The 17,868-nt window shown below is 70.8% G+C and carries 18 protein-coding genes; 13 read left to right on the plus strand and 5 right to left on the minus strand.

Annotated elements, in window-relative coordinates:
• The 5 genes from DY245_RS44095 to DY245_RS03160 all read left to right on the plus strand — a co-directional run.
• A partial coding sequence (locus tag DY245_RS44095; protein WP_181923497.1) for a hypothetical protein occupies positions 1-2,223 on the plus strand: 2,223 nt, incomplete at its 5' end.
• A gap of 112 nt (positions 2,224-2,335) precedes the next feature.
• A complete protein-coding gene (locus DY245_RS03145) occupies positions 2,336-3,238 on the plus strand; it encodes a hypothetical protein (protein WP_128503218.1) in 903 nt (300 codons plus the stop codon).
• On the plus strand, positions 3,235-4,503 hold the full coding sequence (locus tag DY245_RS03150; protein ID WP_128503220.1) for an OmpA family protein: 1,269 nt from the start codon (positions 3,235-3,237) through the stop codon (positions 4,501-4,503). Before DY245_RS03145 ends, DY245_RS03150 begins: the two co-directional genes overlap by 4 nt.
• 15 nt (positions 4,504-4,518) lie before the next feature.
• On the plus strand, positions 4,519-6,072 hold the full coding sequence (locus DY245_RS03155) for a hypothetical protein (protein WP_128503222.1): 1,554 nt from the start codon (positions 4,519-4,521) through the stop codon (positions 6,070-6,072).
• Positions 6,069-6,488, plus strand: coding sequence for a hypothetical protein (locus tag DY245_RS03160; protein WP_128503224.1), 420 nt, complete (start codon positions 6,069-6,071; stop codon positions 6,486-6,488). Before DY245_RS03155 ends, DY245_RS03160 begins: the two co-directional genes overlap by 4 nt.
• Before the next feature lie 48 nt (positions 6,489-6,536).
• Here DY245_RS03160 and DY245_RS03165 read toward each other — a convergent pair whose 3' ends face one another.
• From DY245_RS03165 to DY245_RS03175, 3 genes are all read right to left on the minus strand, one after another.
• Positions 6,537-6,977: an HIT family protein gene (locus DY245_RS03165; RefSeq protein ID WP_181923498.1), complete on the minus strand. Its 441-nt coding sequence runs from the start codon at positions 6,975-6,977 to the stop codon at positions 6,537-6,539.
• 147 nt (positions 6,978-7,124) lie between these two features.
• A complete protein-coding gene (locus DY245_RS03170) occupies positions 7,125-7,691 on the minus strand; it encodes a GNAT family N-acetyltransferase (RefSeq protein WP_244942805.1) in 567 nt (188 codons plus the stop codon).
• A 224-nt stretch (positions 7,692-7,915) separates the two neighbouring features.
• Positions 7,916-8,221, minus strand: coding sequence for a hypothetical protein (locus DY245_RS03175; RefSeq protein ID WP_128503228.1), 306 nt, complete (start codon positions 8,219-8,221; stop codon positions 7,916-7,918).
• A gap of 471 nt (positions 8,222-8,692) precedes the next feature.
• Between DY245_RS03175 and DY245_RS03180 the strand changes: the two genes are divergently transcribed.
• The 8 genes from DY245_RS03180 (at position 8,693) to DY245_RS03215 (ending at position 16,569) form a co-directional block, all read left to right on the plus strand.
• Positions 8,693-9,304 carry a flavodoxin family protein gene (locus DY245_RS03180; protein ID WP_128503230.1) on the plus strand — a complete coding sequence of 204 codons (612 nt, stop codon included), beginning with the start codon at positions 8,693-8,695 and terminating at the stop codon, positions 9,302-9,304.
• Positions 9,305-9,919: 615 nt separating this feature from the next.
• Positions 9,920-10,924: a methyltransferase gene (locus DY245_RS03185; RefSeq protein WP_181923499.1), complete on the plus strand. Its 1,005-nt coding sequence runs from the start codon at positions 9,920-9,922 to the stop codon at positions 10,922-10,924.
• 29 nt (positions 10,925-10,953) lie between these two features.
• A complete protein-coding gene (locus tag DY245_RS03190) occupies positions 10,954-11,604 on the plus strand; it encodes a thermostable hemolysin (protein WP_128503234.1) in 651 nt (216 codons plus the stop codon).
• Positions 11,591-13,159, plus strand: coding sequence for an AMP-binding protein (locus tag DY245_RS03195; RefSeq protein WP_128503236.1), 1,569 nt, complete (start codon positions 11,591-11,593; stop codon positions 13,157-13,159). Before DY245_RS03190 ends, DY245_RS03195 begins: the two co-directional genes overlap by 14 nt.
• The gene (locus DY245_RS03200; RefSeq protein WP_128503238.1) at positions 13,156-14,097 is read left to right on the plus strand and encodes a TauD/TfdA family dioxygenase; all 942 of its coding nucleotides are present in this window, start codon (positions 13,156-13,158) and stop codon (positions 14,095-14,097) included. Before DY245_RS03195 ends, DY245_RS03200 begins: the two co-directional genes overlap by 4 nt.
• The gene (locus DY245_RS03205) at positions 14,094-14,783 is read left to right on the plus strand and encodes an O-methyltransferase (protein WP_128503240.1); all 690 of its coding nucleotides are present in this window, start codon (positions 14,094-14,096) and stop codon (positions 14,781-14,783) included. Before DY245_RS03200 ends, DY245_RS03205 begins: the two co-directional genes overlap by 4 nt.
• The gene (locus DY245_RS03210) at positions 14,780-15,310 is read left to right on the plus strand and encodes a nuclear transport factor 2 family protein (protein WP_128503242.1); all 531 of its coding nucleotides are present in this window, start codon (positions 14,780-14,782) and stop codon (positions 15,308-15,310) included. Before DY245_RS03205 ends, DY245_RS03210 begins: the two co-directional genes overlap by 4 nt.
• On the plus strand, positions 15,307-16,569 hold the full coding sequence (locus DY245_RS03215; RefSeq protein ID WP_128503244.1) for an amidohydrolase family protein: 1,263 nt from the start codon (positions 15,307-15,309) through the stop codon (positions 16,567-16,569). The genes DY245_RS03210 and DY245_RS03215 overlap by 4 nt, the downstream gene beginning before the upstream one ends.
• A 9-nt stretch (positions 16,570-16,578) precedes the next feature.
• Here the strand turns inward: DY245_RS03215 and DY245_RS03220 are convergent, their stop codons facing one another.
• Positions 16,579-17,088 carry a MarR family winged helix-turn-helix transcriptional regulator gene (locus DY245_RS03220; RefSeq protein ID WP_181923500.1) on the minus strand — a complete coding sequence of 170 codons (510 nt, stop codon included), beginning with the start codon at positions 17,086-17,088 and terminating at the stop codon, positions 16,579-16,581.
• 136 nt (positions 17,089-17,224) lie between these two features.
• Positions 17,225-17,773: a DinB family protein gene (locus DY245_RS03225; protein ID WP_128503248.1), complete on the minus strand. Its 549-nt coding sequence runs from the start codon at positions 17,771-17,773 to the stop codon at positions 17,225-17,227.
• Positions 17,774-17,868 lie beyond the last annotated feature (95 nt).

The raw sequence follows: 17,868 nt of genomic DNA on the forward strand, positions 1-17,868 counted from the left end.
CAGGCCGATCCCGGCCCGGCCCCGCCGTCCGCCGGCGCCGAAGCGGGCGCTGCCGGCGCCCCGGGCGACCGGGCAGCGGCGAAGAACGCGGCGGCGAAGGACGGTGACGGCCCGCGGGCGGCCCAGGATTCCGGCCGGGCGGCTCCCCGCCGGGAAACCGGCGACGGCGGCGACTTCACCCGCTACCAGCAGGCCCGCCAGCAGAACGGTCTGAACAAGATCCTGCGCAGCGCGGTCGCCACCGGCAGCGGCTCGGCCTTCTACGCCGAGCAGCTGTCCATCGGCGGCGACAACGGCATCGAGATCCAGGTGCTGAGCGTCTCCTCGCTGACCGTCGCCCAGCAGCTGGACTCCCACCAGGACGTCGACCAGCAGCCGCAGATGGCCGCACGGCTCGCGGCGCAGCACGTCCTGGTGCTCGCCGGGCAGCCGGGCAGCGGCCGCCAGTCCACGGCCCTGACGCTGCTCGCCGGCTGCTGTTCCGACGACAGCATCAAGATCCTGCACAGCGAGGCCCAGGGCATCCTGCAGGCGCTGTGCCAACGCGCCGACGAACTGCTCACCCCGGGCGGCTTCATGGTGGACCTGGGTGATCAGCCGCTGAAGCTGTCGACGGTCGAGACGCTCGGCCATCTCGCCCGGAAACAGCGCGCCTTCCTCGTCGTCATCGGCGAACTGGGCCCGGTGGACCCCGACCGGCTCCGGCCGCACGCCGTCGAACACCGGCGTCCGCCCCTCGGCGACGTCCTGGCCGTACACCTGAGCAGACTGCTCGCCGGGCACCCCGGCGCATGTGCGCACCAGGACTGCAGCGCCGAGCACACCGCGGCGTTCACCGCCCGGATGCTGGAGTCCCAGCAGGTGCAGCGCACCCTCGACGGGGCCCCGTCCGTACGCAGTGTCGTGGAGTTCGCCGAGGTCCTCGCGCAGAGCATCCACTCCGAGGACACCAGCCTCAGCGACGTCATCGGGCAGTGGCGCGACCGGCTCCGCCGCCTGGCGAAACAGCTGTTGCAGGTGTCCACCCAGACCTCGCACGGCCCGGTTCTGGACCCGCACCGCCAGGCGTTCCGTATCGCCTATGCGTTCTTCCACGGCCATCCGCTGTCCGATGTCTTCGAAGCGGGGGACGTGCTCAGCGCGACCGTGCTGCCGCGTTACGAAACCCGTGAACCGGCGCCCACCAACCACGTCTTCGAACGGGAACTGGACCAGCTGATACCGCAGGAGATGCGCGCCTCCGTGGACACCACGTCTGTTGGCGGCGTTGACGACAACCCGCGGCGGGCCAGGCTGGTGGACGAGGAGCTGATGCACGCCGTCATCGAGGTCGTCTGGCACGACTACGACAGCCTGCGCGATCCGTTGCGGGAGTGGCTGACGGCGCTGGTCGCCAGGCCGCTGGAGCGGATCCGGGTACGGGCCGCACAGATCGCCGGGATCCTGCTCAGCCATGACTTCGACAGCGTCTACCGGGACCTGATCCGCAACTGGGCCGGAGATTCCGCGGCTTATCGGCAGTCCGCCGCCCTGGCGCTGGAGATGGCGGCCCACGACCCGCGGCTGGTGCAGCGGGTACGGGGCCAGATCAGAAGCTGGCTGGGCAGCCCCCGGTGGCAGTTCCAGGACAGCGCGGCCCGGGCGTACGGAACCCTGGTCGGCGCCCAGGACGTACCGGACACGCTCTGGGCGCTGCGCGAGCTGGGCACGCGGCAGGAACTGGCGTTCAGCAGCTCGGTGGCCTTCTCGATGTCCTGGCTCTATCTGGCCGGCTCGCCGGGCCCGACGGCCGACGCGCTGGACCGCTGGATCACCTCCGAGAACGACCATCTGGCCAAACACGCCATCCGCACCCTGCTGATCCTCAGCCGCTACGGCGCCGGCCCGGACCGCCGCGACCGGCCCGTACTTGCCGACGCCGCCATGGCCGACCCGGACCGTGCGGACGCCCTGGTCCGCCTGTGGCGCCGGGCGCTGATGGGCCAGGACAGCTCGACGCGCGCCTGGGACCAGCTGCGGCGCTGGCTGCTCGCCGCGGACGCCGACAAGGAACTGGCCGCCTTCCTGGAGACGCTCGCACCGCGGATCTGCGCCCGGCCGCTGACCCTTCGTACCGGCTTCTACCTCGGTATGTGGGCCGGCCGCCACCCGGACTCGGGGACCGTCCGCCAGCTGCGGCAGCAACTCGCCAACGGCGGCCCCGCCCCCGACGCCGCGACCTGACGACGCCTCGCACACGGCGTCCCACCCACGGCGCCCGACACACGACCGCGTGCACCCGACGCCTTACACACGACGCCTTACACACCACGGCTGTACGAAAGGGAAGACGACGATGACAGAGCGCAAGGGACTGCGCACCAGGCTGCGCAACTGGTGGCGCAGGGTGACGGGAAAGAGTGGCGCGGAGACCACCACCGATCCGGAGCCCGAGGACGACACGGCCGGCACCGACACCCCGCCGGCCGGCCAAGCGGCGCAGGCCGAGGTAGGGGTGGAGCTGCCGCCCGGCGAGGACGTGCTGACAGTGGCCGCCCGCGGCGATGTCTTCACGTTCGAACTCCTCCCGCACTTCCGCTGGAGCAGCCAGGAGATGACGCTGGACAGCCTGCGCGAGCGCGCGGCGCTGCACGAGGAGGCGGCCCGCGGCAAGCTGCTGCGCCGCGCCTGGCCCATCGCCCGGACCTGCGATCCCGCCGATCCGGTGGCCGCGGAGAAGGCCATCAACAAGGAACTGCGCGGCGGCTGGTGCTACAACGACGAGAAGGGCCTGATCCGCTGCCGCCCGTCGGTACGCCTGCGCATCGACCCGGCCCTGCGCGAACACGTACTGCCCTTCCACCTCGCCGAACTGCGGCTGACGGAGGAGCACCGGCTCGGTGAGCTCAAGGCCGGCCAGGTGCAGGCGCGCACCGAGCGCTGGCTGCGGGTGATGAGCGAACTCGAACTCCTCGGCACCCTGGGGCCGGCCGAACGGCGGCTGTTGGTGCCGTTCGCCGCGGCACTCGCCGACGAGGACTTCTTCAAGGTCATGCAGGCGCTGAAGAACACCCGCCGCAACGGGGCCGAGGCGCTCGCCCAGGTCCTGACCGACGCCACCAGGAACCACGAGCAGGTGGGCCTCTTCGAGTACGCCAACGCCTACGACAAGGCCCTGAGCGAATTCTGCCGCCAGATGGGACTCAGCCCCTTCTCCTGGGTGGACACCGTGGCCGACGTCGAGGAGCCGGCCCCGTGACCCTCGCAGCGACCGGAACCGCCGGTGGACGTGGACGCCGCAGGGGAGCGCCCACGCTCGCCGGTGCCCTGGCGGCGGTGCTCACCGCCGGCCTCACCACCGCATGCGGCGACCCGCCACGTCTGGACGCCTGCGCCTGGATGAAGCAAACAGCGGATACCCCCGGACGTACGGTGGTCCTGGTCGATGTGTCCGCCTCGGTACGGGGCACTGCCGCCGGCCGCGACTACGCCCACGGCGTGGGCCGTCTGCTGGAGGCGGCGGTCGAGCGCAAGGACACCGTCTCGGTGGGCAGCTTCAGCGGCGACTCGGCGCAGATCACCTGGGCAGCCAAGGACCGTTCGGCCGACTGGATCAAGGACAACAAGAACTCGATCAATCAAAAGAAACGAAAGCAACAAGCGATCGGCTGCCTCACCGGATTTGTCGGCAAGGCCGAAAGCGCGGTGCCCAAGAGCAGCGGCAGCAATGTCCTTGCGGCTCTCACGGCAGGTGTCTCCTCGCTGGACGGCGCCTCCGGCCGTCGCAGCCTCGTCGTACTGACCGACGGACTCTCCACGACAGGTTGCGCCGATCTGCGCTCGGCCGCCTTCAGGGACAAGAGCGAGATCAACGCCATCGCCCGGGTCTGCGCGGCCCGCGACGAGCGGCCCGCCCTGAGCGGCGTGCACCTCACCCTCGCCGGTCTGGGCCAGCCCGCCGCCGACCAGCCCGCTCCCACACCGTCCCAGCGGACCTGGCTGAGCAGACTGTGGCGCAAGCTGTGCGACGCCGGAAAAGCGGCTGCTTCCGATACCTCCTGCAGCATCGCACCGACCGCCATCGGCACGACGCGGCATGGGGCGCCGCGGCACAAGCCGCCCCAGGACCCGGTGGTCCACTATGCGAACGACCGCCCCGAGACGTACGAACTCCCCGGCGCGGCGCTCTTCGACACCAATTCGTCCACCGTCCGCGCAACGGCACTCCCGCTGCTCAACGACGTGGCGGTCAACGCCCGCACCACCCCCGGCAGCAGGGTCAGCGTCTTCGGCTACGTCGACCCGCGCGGCCGGTCGGACAACAACCAGCAGCTGTCGCAGGCCCGGGCGGACGCGGTGAAGAAGGTCCTGATCGGACTCGGGGTGACCCGGGTGAACGCATACGGCAGAGGCCTGCCGGAGGGGTGCTCGACGAAGCCGAGCCACACCGCGAAAGGCCGGATGAGCGCCGAGGACAGGCTCCAGTGCGACCGGCGCGTCGACATCGAAATCGTCAGAAAGTGAGGGCCGCGGGCAGCGATGAACACCACCAACGGAACGAACCGGGCCGGGCCTGCCGCCCGCTATCAGTCGGCGGTCGACTGTCCCGGTAGCGACCCCTCCGTCGTCGAACTGGGCCTCAAGCAACGACTGCCCTCCCGGCCGGCGGATCAGACCGACAACCGGGAACAGGCCGCCCTCATGCGTGCCTTCACCGACGCCAACACCGCGCTGACCGCCGCCCAGGCGGGGCTCGGCACCGCCGCTACCGAGGTCGCCGACACCTTCCAGGAGGCGCAGACATCCATCGAAGCGGCCGAGCGGTTCACCATCGCCGGCTCGTCCCAGTGGGCGAGGGAGCGCAACGACGAACTGCGCACCCGCCATGCCGACGACGGACCGGAGAGCCTCCGGCGACCTCCGAGGCTCTGGCAGTGGCTGCTGTGGCCCACCATGATCGCCGGCGTGGCCTTCGACACGATGTTCATCGGCACCCTCATGCAGCGGTTCTTCGGACTGGCGGAGGGAGAAGTCGCCTACTACCTGGCCTACTTGCCCGGATTCGGGATCGCCGTCTGTCTGCTCGCCGCGGGCAGCCTGCTGGCCGAATCCGTCTTCCGGCGACGCACCAGGACCGCCCGCACACTGGAGCGGACACGCCGCAGGGCGAGCGTGGCGCTGCGTGAGGCGATATGGCCCAAGAGCCCGCGTACGGAGCGGCGGACGGCCGGCGAACTGCCCTGGCCGAACGCGGCCGGGCCGGTGCTCTTCGCGCTGGCCATCCTCACGGCGGTGTGCATCTGGGCCCGCATGCGCGCGGCCGACGCGGTACGCGAGCATGTGGAACTGGCCCCGGACCAGAACGCCGTCGTCATCCTCACCCTGGTGCTCAGCACCGCCGCCATCGTCGTCAAGGTGCTCGCCCACAACCCCTGCGCCGACAGCGCCAAGGAGACCGAGCAATCCGTCGTCGCCGAGGAGAAGCGCGGCAGGGAGCTGCTGGGCAAGGCACGGCGCAGCCTGGTCGAGCACACCAAGAGCTGGTGGCGGCTGCGGTCCACCGTCGAGGAGGCCGCTACCGACGCGCACCGTACGCTCGACGACGCCTGCATCCGCATCATCGAGGACCGCGCCCGCACCGGCGTGGCCGGCAGCTACGAATTCCCGCTGACCACGCCCGCCTGGCCCTACCCCAAGGCCGTGCGCAACGGCGCCGCCGCCACCCCGGCCACCGGGGACCGGCCACCCGCCCGCCCCACACCGCCCCGGGCCCGTCTCGAACTCCTCGACCAGGCCTACACGGTGCTCGAACGCTACGCCCCCGAGAAGCTCGAAGACCGCCTCAACGGCATCGCGGAAGCGCTGAACGCCCAGTTCCGGGCCCCGCACCGGCAGCCCGACCGGCCGGAATCCGGGGCTGTGCCGGCCGACGAGCCGCGGGCTCCCGACGAGACCGAGGCACCGGGCGAGCCCCAGGCGTCCGACGAGCCCGAGACGTCCGAAGAGCCCCCGGCGCCCGACGCGCCCCCGGCGCAGGAGCCCGGCAGCGCCGACGCGGACGGCCGGCCCGAAGACGGCGGGACGGCATCATGACCACGCACCCGCGCTTTCGTGCGGAGGAGGTGAAACACCTGGAATTCCTCCAGGCCGTGATCGCCCGCCACGCCAACACCTCTTTCCTCGTCAAGAGTTGGGCCATGACCGTCAGCGGCGCCTTCATCGCGGTCGCCACCCGGGGGCCGAGCTGGAAGACGGCCGCCGTCGCCCTGGGCCTGGCCGCAGGATTCTGGCTGCTCGACAGCTATTACCTGCGCCAGGAACGGAGGTTCCGCACCCTCTACGAGAAGGTCGCCGACCGCCGCACCCCGCAGGTCCCGCCGTTCACCATGGATGCCGAGCAGCACGGCGACCATGTGTCCTGGCGTGGCGTCGCGCTGTCCAGGACGATGGTGCTCTCCTACGGAGTCCTGGTCGCCATCGACACCATGACGGTCCTCTTCCTCGCCTGACGGCCGTCAGCGGTTCCTGCCCCGGGCCGTTCCCCTACGGCCCGGCGCTCATCCTTGAGTGGACCCGGCAGCGGTCCACGGCAGGAGCAGGCCGTCGCCGTCGGCGCGCGGGACGAGATGGATATGCAGATGGCGGATCGTCTGGGTGGCCGAGGGACCCCGTGAGGTGATCACGTTGCAGTCCCCGACCTCCGCCGCGAGTTCGGCGGCGCGCAGCATGGTGGTCGCCGACACCACCGGGTCCTCGGCGACATCGGCGACATGGACCCTCGGGATGACCAGCACGTGTCCGGCGGTGACACCCCCGTGACGAGGCCGGATGGCGATGGTTTCGGGCCACTCGCGCAGGACCGTTGCCGGCGCCTGGCCATGCACGATGCGGCAGAAGGGGCAGCCGCGACGGCGCGTGTGACGGGGCGGCCGCGGACTCCGCGGGCAGGCGCCCGGCGCGTCGCCGGTCACTTCGAGGAACTCCCCGGAACTGACCATGAATCCTCCGCCTCGGACTGGTCGCACTGGTGTCACCGGCCGGCGCATCTGCTGGATTCCATAATCAACCATTGGATCCAGGTATGAGTAACTCATCTGCATTTCCGGCCAATTGCACGCTGGATGACGACCCCGAGCGGGCCGTCATCACCAGAGCTTGTCGATCTCGCCCGGGTAGAGCTCGATGCGGCTGTGGGAGAAGGACGAGTGATGGAGCCGGGCCGAGGGCGAGAAGAAGTCCGCCATGGTGACCTTGTCGAAACCGGGCCGATCACTGGGGAACGGGGCCGTCGGCGTCCCGCCGATGAGCACCGTGCCGGGCAGATGGTGCCAGCCCGCGCCTTCGTAGAACGGCTGGAGCGGACGGTCGCAGGTGAACAGGCCGATATCCAGGTCCATGGCTGCCATCGCCTCGTGGGCAGCCGTCACCAGACGGTGGCCGTGCCCCTGGCCGCGAGCGGCGGCCCGGGTCACCACCGTGCTCAGCCCGGCGGCCTGATACTGCCGTCCGGCGTGCACGATCGGCTTGGTGAGGATGTCCAGGGCAGCGAGCACCGTGGCGCCGTCGACGAGCAGCATCGACACCGGCCGCAACGCCGGGTCGTGGGCGAAGGTATCGGGCGCCGCAGCGGAATCGGGGGGCCATGCCTCGTCCCGTAGCTCCGCTACCTGCGTCTGCAGAGCGGGCGGGATCCCGGCTTCCGGAAACGTCATGATCGGCACGCGCCCATTGTGACTGCCCGTGCAACCAGGGCCAAGGGAATTCCGTGCGGCTGCGCCCGGCAGTCGTCCGTGGGCCCGGGGGTGCAACCCTCTGCGGGATGGCTCTCAGGCGGATCGGCCGCCCCCGCGTGGCCGCGGACTCACGCGGGGACGGACCGCCCTACTCAGGATGGTTGTCTGCGACTACGGATGATGCTCTGTGCGTCGCGAGGGGTTTACAGGGGCCGGGCCCACAGGTCCCACTGGAGACCCGAGCCGTCGCAGAACGGGTCGGCCCACTTGCCGCTGCTCACCAGGTCGGTACCGGCGGCCTGGCATCCGCTGAGGGTCCAGAACTTCTTGCCGGTCCACACGGTTCCGGGAGGACCGTCCATCGGCTTGGCCTGGTGCTGTGCGGAGGAGGTGGCCGGTGCGGCGGCCTTGGCTCCGGTGGAGGCGGTGGCGTGAGCGGCGGCCCCCAGGCTGACGACCGTGAGCGCGGCCGCAGCGAGAGCGGTGGTGAGAATTCGCCTGTTACGCACGTGATTTCCTTTCCCCGTAGCGTCAGGGCCCCTTGCGAGCCCCGTCACCGTGCACACGGATGCGGGACCTCGGCGTATGACACCGCCGTGTGTGACCTGGGTCACAGTGCGCTGAGGGTGGTCGAGTCCTGACTGAAAAGGTATTTGACGAAGCGTCAGTCATCTGGACTCGCATGTGTGCGTCTGATTGTGAAGTGTGCCGCGGCGCCCGATTTCGCCCGGCTGCGCCGAAGTCCTGGTCGCCGCAGTCATGGTGACGGGGCGTCCGATGCGACACGCCGGGTCGGGAGGGTGGCGAGGTAGCGCCGCGAGCTGTTCCGATCTGCGGATTTACCTGTTCTTTTCGGGGTGTTGGCCGGAGGCGCTTGCCTTGGTGGCGCGGGGATGGATAGCGTACTCAGCACCTAAAGCTTTCTGGACAGCTTTAGTGAAAGCTAAAATATTGATTCGGTCCCGGGGTGGGGGAGAAGCATGCAGATCAAGGTTGCGGTGGCGTATCACAGTGGATACGGCCACACCGCGAAGCAGGCGGCGGCCGTGGCGGCCGGCGCGGAGAAAGTGCCCGACACCCAGGTACGCCTGGTCTCCCTCGCCGAGCTGAACGACGAACTGTGGGAGGTGCTGCAGGAGTCCGACGCCCTCATCTTCGGCACGCCGACCTACATGGGCGGCAGCAGCGCCGTCTTTCGCACGTTCGTCGAAGCCACCAGCAAGGTCTGGGGCGACAACATGCGCTGGAAGAACAAGATCGCGGGTGGCTTCACCAACAGCGGCAACATGGCGGGCGACAAGCTCAATGTGCTCATCGACCTCGCGCTGTTCGCCGCCCAGCACGGCATGATCTGGGTCGGTCTCGCCGAGTACGGCGGCTGGAACACCTCCTCCGGCAGCCCGGAGGACATCAACCGGCTCGGCAGCTGGCTGGGCGCCATGTCCCAGTCGAACAACGACGAGGGGCCCGACGTCACGCCCTGCGCCAGCGATCTGCGTACCGCCGAGGCGCTCGGCCGACGGATCGCCGAGACCGCCCACATCCACCGGGCCGGCCGCGCGGCGGTCGAGTTCCCCGAGGTATCCGGCTGACCTTCGGCAGCCCGCACCGAGGCTCGGCTTGTTCCGGTCGCCCACGTCCACGACGCGGGCGGCTCCCTCCGTATCGGCGAGCCGGCGAACGGCCCGCACACGGCCTGGCGAACGGCCGCAAGCAGCCTGGCCAACGGCCCGGCATGCGGCCTCGCCGACAAACACGGCGTCAGCCGCCCGATACGGGCGTCACCTGCTCGACACGGAAAGCGCGGCGGGTCCTGGGACACATCCCGGGACCGGCCGGGGCGACCGCTCCCGACGCCGCCCGTGCCCGGCGCGTTCCGGGACGCGGTGATGTCGCCGCCGCGCCCCGGCCCGGCAGCGCCTGCACCACCCGGCCCGTGGACAGGGTGCGGTCGCCCGCCACCGGCCGGAGCCCGCGCCGGGCGGTACCGCACACAGCACCTTGTCCAGCCCGCTCGCCCCCTCGGCGCAGCCGGCGCGGGTTCGCCCCCACGCGCACCCCGCTCCCACCGGTCCCGGCCGGCTGAAGCTCGTCCCCGTTCGGCAGTCCCATCACTTTTCACCGTGCCCGCGGCTCCGTGCGCGCCCGGAAAGTCCTGGCCGTGTGCCGTCCGCGCGGCTTCATCTGCCACCCCGAGGAGATCAGCCATGTTCAAGACCACCACCGACGCCGAGCTGGCGGGCAACCCGATCGACGAGGTGATCGGCTCCACCATCCGCTACGCGGCACTGACCACCGCCGCCAAGCTCGGCATCTTCACGGCCCTGGAGGAGGATGGCCCCAAGACCCTCGACGAGCTGGCCACGGCGATCGGCGCCAGCACGGACGGCACCCGTGCGGTGGCCGACGTCGTCGCCGTCCTGGGCTGGCTCACCCTGGAGGACGGGCGTTACCGCAACGGCCCGCTCGCCGAACGCTGGCTGGGCAAGAACGCCGCGTACGACTTCACCCCGGCGCTGCTGTGGGCGTACGAACTCACCCACGTCATGTGGGAACTGCCGCAGGCCGTACGGGACGGCAAGCCCGACCGGTCCCTGTGGGAGCGCTGGGCCGACAACCCCGACGCCGGGCGTGACTTCTCCGCGTACATGCAGGTCAAGTCGCGGCTCACCGTGCAGCCCATCGTCGACGCCGTACCGCTGCCCGACGGCGCCCGGCGCCTCCTGGACCTGGGTGGTTCGCACGGACTGCACTCCATGGCCATGTGCGAGCGGCACCCCGACCTCTCCGCGACCATCCTCGATCTGCCCGAGGCGCTCGCCGACACCGGCGCCGCGATCGAGAAGGCGGGCCTCGCCGACCGGATCACCCTGCAGCGCGGCAGCTTCCTCAGTGGCGACCTCGGCACCGGATACGACGTGGTCTTCCTCTTCGAGATCGTGCACAACCACACCGACGAGGAGAACCGGGACCTGGTCGCGCGGGCCGCCGAGGCGCTGCGGCCCGGCGGCCGGATCGTGGTGCTGGAGGACGTACGCGGCGAGCAGCTCGACGAGCACAACGCGGCGTTCTCCCTCGCCATGTTCGCCTGCTCCGGCGACCGCACCTACAGCCTGCCGGAGATCTCCGGCTGGCTCACCGGCGCGGGCCTGAAGTCCGTCGAGCGGATCGCGCTGCCCTCATCCGTTTCTCTGGTCGTCGGCACCAAGTAGAGCCGACGGCCGTGGAAGGGGGGAGCACCGTGCAGATCGATCTGGCACACCGGTCGACCAGCTCATGGCTGCTGGCCGCGGACCTCGCACATGACGTGTACGCCCAGGCATACGGCGCCGATGTCGCGCCCCGGCCCGACTCGTTCATCGTCGCCCGCCCGGCCCGCCACGGGGCCGAAGAGCCCGGCCCGCCACTGGCCTGCGCGGGGCTCACCTACGGCCGGGACCGGGCGCTGTTCTCCGAGCGGTACCTCGACACCGGCATCGAGGCAGCCGTCCTGGCCCACCTCGGAGTCACGGTGGACCGCAGGCGGGTGGTGGAGGTGGGGGCGCTGGCCACCCGTCGCGCCTCGGTCGGCCGCGAACTGATCCGCGCCACCCCGATCATCGCCTGGTGCCTGGGCATGGAGTACATCCTGTGCACCGTCACCAGCAGCCTGATCTCCATGCTGGGCCGCGCCGGCATCTGCTTCGTCCCGTTCGGTCCGGCCGATCCTCGGCGGCTGACCCCCGCCGAGGCGGCGCGCTGGGGCACGTACTACGACCATGAGCCACAGGTCGGCGTCATCGCCCTGAACGCGCTGGACCGCCTCTTCTCGGACGCCACCGGACGCTACTCCGTCACCGATCTCCAACTGAGCATCAGCGCAATGGAGGTGGCCGGCCATGCGGGGAATTGAGGAGAGCCTGATCAGGTTCGGTGAGTCGGAGCGCCCGCTGATCGAGGTGCTGGGGGAGGACGGTGCCCCGGCGCGGACCTTCAGCTACCAGGAGGTGACGCGCCGGGCCGCGGACCTCGCCGAACGGATCGGCCCAGGGGACGGCCGGCCGCTGCGCATCGGCGTGATCTGTGGCAACACCCCCGAATTCGTGGTCGCCGACCTCGCGCTGATCGCCGCGCGCGCCATCGAGGTGCCCGTCCCGCTCGCCTTCTCCGCCGAGCAGGCCGCCGGCCTGCTGGAGGAGACCGACCTGTGTGTGGTGGACGCGGCCGGACGGGAGCGGCTGACACAGTGGGGGCGGGACCGGGTGCTGCGCCCGGACTGCGCGGTGCTGCCGCTGTCCACGGACGAGCCCGTTCCGTCCGCGCCGCTGGTGCTGTCGCCGACCGGCATCAGCCACGCGGAATGGGAGTGCAAGGTCATCCACACCTCCGGGACGACCTCGCGCCCCAAAGGCGTACGGATCCGGGCCGCGGCGCTCGACGCACTGCTGCGCTCACTGCGTTCGGTGATGCCCCGCGGGGCCTTCGCCCGCTATCTCTCCGTCGTGCCGTTCAGCCTGCTCATCGAGCAGGTCACCGGTCTCTACATGGTGCTGCTCGACGGCGGGACGCTGGTCCTGATGCCGCCCGGCAAGGCACTGGTCGGCACCGCGGCGGCGGCCGCCGGCGACTCGCTGCCGTATGTGGCGGCGTCCCGGCCGACCGCGATGGTCGCCACGCCCGCGCTCGTCGATGCCTTCGCAACCGCCGCGGACCGGGCCGCGGCCGGCGGACGAGCGGTGGCCCCGGCCCTGTTCGGCACGCCCGACGCACCGCTCATCTGCTGCGGCGGGGCGCCCGTACACCCCGAGCTGCTGCGCCGCCTGGAGGACCACGGCCTGCCTGTGCACGAGGGGTACGGGCTGTCCGAGAACAGCTCCGTGGTCAGCTGGAACACCCCGGCCGCACGCCGCCCCGGCACCGTCGGCCGGCCGCTGCCGCACGTCCGGGTCCGGCTCGCCGACGACGGCGAACTCCTGGTCAACAGCACCTCGTTGTTCGCCGGCTACACCCGCGACGACCCCTCCAGCCTGATCCTCGACGCCGGCGGCTGGCTCCGCACCGGCGACCTGGCCCAGATCGACGCGGACGGATTCATCAGCATCACCGGACGCAAGAAGAACGTCATCATCACCGCGGCCGGCCGCAATGTGGCCCCCGAGTGGGTCGAGGCACAGTACGCCCAGCTCCCCTTCGTCCGCGCGGTCGCCGTGGTCGGTGACGGTCTCGACGCCCTGCACGGACTCTTCCTCGTCGATGAGTCCACCGATCTCGCGGCGGCCGCGGTGGCCGTCCGGGAGTTCGGCGCAGCACACCTCTCCGAGGTGGAGCGGGTCGCCGTGCCGCACCTCGTCGCCGACGGACGCCTCTACCGCAGGTTCTTCACCGTCACCGGCAGGCCCATGCGGGCAGCTGTCCGCACCGCCTTGACCAACGGAACGCTGTACGACCACCAAGGAGCAGACGCATGACCACGATCGCTGACGTGCGGCCCTACGGAGCCGCCACCGGCCGGCTCGTCCTGCCCGCCGAGGACAGGTCGCTCGGTGCGCTGGACCCCGCATGGGTCACCGGGCTGCTCGCCGACGCCGGCTTTCTGCTCTTCCGAGGTTTCCGCACCGGCCTGGAGGAGTTCACCTCCTTCGTCAAGGCGCACTCCAGCCGGATCACCCTTGACCCGGCGCGCTCCTTCCACGGGGGTGCGGTCGCCCAGAAGGTGGACGCGGGCACCGGCGCCGTCGGCCTCCACCTGGAGAACGGCAACAGCCCCTTCGGCCCCGACCTCACCTGGTTCCTGTGCGAGAAGGCCGCCGCCAGCGGCTCCCGGACCACCGTCTGCGACGGCTATCGCGTCTGGGACGCGGCGAGCGACACCGCCCGCGCGGTCTTCGGCGTCAAGGACATCATGTACAGCCGCCGGGTGGAGGAGGCCAAGTGGAAGGCGTTCGTCTGCCACCAGACGGAAGGCCGCAAGGACCCCGACGACATCACCTTCGCCGACATGAAGGAACTGGTGGGCGGCAATGTCTCCACCACCCTCCAGCTCAACGACGACGGCTCCCTCCACTACGCGTACCGCACCGGCGCCGTCCGTCCGACGCTCTTCGGCAGCCGTCTCTCCTGGGCGAACAGCGTCTTCGGCCCCTCGTACAACTACGAGGCCCCGCGCATCACCTTCGCCGACGGCACCGACATCCCCGAGGAACTGCTCACCGAATTCCGCCGCATCACCGCCGAACTGACCGAGGAACTGGACTGGCAGGACGGTGATGTGGCGCTGATAGACAACACCCGGGTGATGCACGGCCGACGCGAGATCCTGGACACCGACCGCACCATCTACAACGCGCTGAGCTACCTCGACCCCGCGCTGCTGTCCGCCGCGAGGGACGGGAGGACCCAGGGATGACCACCGCGACCACCGGACTCGACGACGAGCGGGTCGGCGCCGTCCTGGCCGAGATCGCCCGGACCGCCGAGGACAACGACCCGGACATCATGAAGCGCGCCTACGCCACGGCGGCGGACTGGCCGCAGCCGCCCACCGCCCAGCAGGCCGCCGAGCTGTGCGCCCAGGCCGCGCTGCCCGTGCACCCACAGGTCGGTACCTTCCTGTATCAGCTCGTACGGAGCCTGCGCCCGGCCCTCGTCGTCGAATTCGGCACCTCCTTCGGCGCCTCGACGATCTACGCCGCGGCGGCGCTGCGCGACAACGGCGCCGGCCGCATTATCGGCTCGGAGCTGCATCCGGGCAAGGCCGACCGCGCACGCGGGCATCTGTCGCGCGCGGGGCTCGACGGATACGCCGAGATCAAGACGGGTGACGCCCGCGAGCAGCTCGCCGACCTTCCCGGTCCGGTCGACCTGGTGCTGCTGGACGGCTGGAAGGAGCTCTACCTGCCGGTCCTCAAGATCCTCGAACCGTCCCTGCGCGCCGGCTCGCTGATCGTCTCCGACAATCTGCCGATGCTGCCCGCGGAGTTCACCGACCACGTCCGCGCACCCGGCAACGGCTACCTCTCCCAGCAGCTTCCGCTGGGCGACGGCATCGAATTCTCCCTCCGCCTCCAGGGAAAGGGCTCCGAAGACCTGTGAACTCCCGCACCCACCGCCGTACCCTGCTCCGCGCCGGTGTCGCCGCGCTGCCCCTGGCGGCAGTGGCACCGGCCGCACACGCCGCCGACGACGGCACCGGCCGGCTCACCGCCACCGACGTATCCTGCTGGACCGACGCCTATCTGGAGGCATGGCGGACCAAGAATGACACCGCCGCCGTCCGGCTGTTCACCCCCGACGCCGTGTACGAGGCGGTGCCCGGCGTCCCCGCCCAGACCTTCCGCGGCCGCGACGCCATCGGACGCTACTGGCGCGACATCACCGCCGGCCAGACCGAGATGACCGGCCGCCACGGCACGCCGGTCGTCACCGGCAACCGGGCGGCCGTCGAACTCTGGGTCACCCTGCGGGCCCCCGCCATCAACCCCGACGGCGACCACTGGGTCACGTTCCTGGAGACCAACATCCTGCTCTTCGCGCCCGACGGCCGCTGCCGCCGCAACACCGAGTACTGGAATCTGCAGATGGGCCGACTCGCACCGCCCCAGGGGTGGGGCACCGCATGACCACCGCACGGCTGCTCGTCACCGGCGGCCGGGTCCTCAGCATGGACCCGGCCCTCGGCGAACTTCCCGTCGCCGACGTCCTGGTGGAGGACGGCCGGATCACCGACGTACGGCAGGACCTCGACGCCACCGGTGTGTACGAGCGGATCGACGCGCACGGATGCCTCGTCCTCCCCGGCTTCATCGACACCCACCGGCACATGTGGCAGGCCGCACTGCGCGGCAGCGGCGCCGACCAGACCCTCGACCAGTACTTCGCGACCGTGCTGCACTCCCTGGCACCCCGGCTCACCGCCGACGATCTGCACCTGGGAAATCTGCTGAGCGCATTGGGCGCCCTGGACGCGGGGGTGACCACCGTCCAGGACATCTCCAACATCGCCAAGCCGACCGAGGAGCACACCGACGCCCTGCTCGACGCGCTCACCGACTCGGGACTGCGCAGCGTCTTCGCCTACGGACACGGCACCGCGCAGGACGCCCGGCGGGTGCGCACCCGCCGGCTGCACGCCAAGGACGCCCTGGTGACCATGGCCCTCAACGCCGAGGCCGGCGGTGACGAGACCATCCGGCGCAACGGGGACCTGGCCCGCGAACTGGAGCTGCCGACCGCCCTGCACGTCAGAGGCGGCAGACCGGTCTCCCGGCTGCGCCGCCTCGGCGTACTGCGCCCCGGCACGGTGTTCATCCACGGCACCGGGCTGGAAGCCGGCGAGCTGGAGATGGTCCGCGACAGCGGAGGGGCCCTGTCCATCGCGCCCGCCATCGAGATGACCATGGGCCACGGGCTGCCCCCGTTCGCCGCGGCGGCGGCCGCCGGATTGCGGCCCAGCCTCAGCGTGGACGTCGAAGTCGCCGCGCCGAGCGATATGTTCACGCAGATGCGGGCCGCCTTCCAGGTCGGGCGCTTCGCCGCGCTGCAAGGCCATGCGGGCCCCGGCGCGCCCCTGCTCACGGCACGGGAGGTGCTGGAGTTCGCGACCATCGGCGGCGCCGAGGCCCTCGGGATGGCGGACCGCACCGGCTCCCTCACCCCGGGCAAGCAGGCCGATCTGATCGTGCTGCGGACCGACCGCCCCGGCGTGGCACCGCTGCACGACGCCACCGGGGCCGTCGTGTCGGCGATGGACCGCGCCGACGTCGACACCGTGCTCGTCGCGGGCCGGATCGTCAAACGCGCCGGGCGGCTGCTGTACGCCGGCCTTCCCCGGCTGCTGGCGCGGGCGGAGGAGGTGCGCGAGCGGCTGGCCGGCCGCTGAAGCGCGGCGTCAGCGGCGGATCAGCACGCCCTCCTCGATGGCGGCGAGCGCGATCCGCAGCTGTTCGCTGAGGACCTTCGCGGTGCGCTCCGGAATGCGGTCGACGAGCCGGGCATGCACGGCTGTCGTGGCGCGCACCGCCGCCTCGGCGGTCTCCACACCGCTCGGCGTGAGCTGCACCCAGCTGCTGCGGGCGTCGTCCTCGGCCGCCTCGCGGGTGACATAGCCGGCGGCCACCAGGCGTTTGACGACATTGCTGGTGCCGCCGGAGGAGAGCAGGAGGGCGTGCGTGAGGTCGGTGGGCTTGAGACGGTAGGGGGCGCCGACGCGCCGAAGGGTGGCGAGCACGCCGTACTCGGCCTGGGTCAGCCCCAGCTTCTCCAGCTCGACCCCGGCCGCAACATCGAAGGCCGAAACCAACAGGGCGCTGCGCTTGGCGAGTTCCAGGGGTAGACCGGCGATTTCGGGCAGCTCGTTCCCCCATGCCGAGATGATCTCGTCTACGTGGTCAGGCTCCACTGTGATCCGCCTTCCCTCTGCCCGATAACTCAGTTCAAAGATATCCCACCGTCCGGTCGGTAGCGTTCTGACCTGGGGAGACCTTGTGGTCGTCAGACGCGGACCCGGTGAAAGCCACCGGGCGGCGCCTGAGTTCTCATGCTCCGGTGGAACCGTCGATCCGCTCACGCAGCAGATCCGCATGACCGTTGTGCCGGGCGTACTCGGCGATCATGTCCACCATGATGGAGCGCAGTGAGACCGGTTCGCCGGTTCTCAGCCGGATCCCCGTCGCGTCCAGCGACTCCGCGGCGGCCGTGATCTGCCGGGACCGCTCGCTCTCCGCCCGCCAGACGGCGAAGTCCTCGTCCACATCACCGTCCACGAACTCGAAGTCCTGGTCGGGATCCTCGTCGGAGTAGTAGAGCAAGGGCAGGTCCTCGCCGGCGAACTGGATACGGAACCACCAGCGCTCGACACCGGCCAAGTGCCGCACCAGACCGTGCAGGGAAAGCGCGGAGGGCGGCACCGCGCGTTCGGACAGCCGGTCCGACGGCACGCCCGTGCACTTGAGCTCGAACGTCGCCCGGTGCCAGTCCAGGGCCGCAGTCAGCGTCTCCCGTTCGCCGCCAACGGCAGGCGCCGCGCTGCGGGTGTCGCTCGTCAATCGTGGTCCGAAATGCCGGGGAACGGCTCGGTCGGTCATCGTCTGCTCCCAGATCGTGGATGGACTCGGCCGAGTCTGGCAGGCACCACTGACAACCGCCGTGCGTGCAGGAATGTTCCGGGTCCGGCGGGCGC

It is taken from the genome of Streptomyces inhibens (assembly GCF_003389455.1).
Classification (GTDB): Bacteria; Actinomycetota; Actinomycetes; order Streptomycetales; family Streptomycetaceae; genus Streptomyces; species Streptomyces inhibens.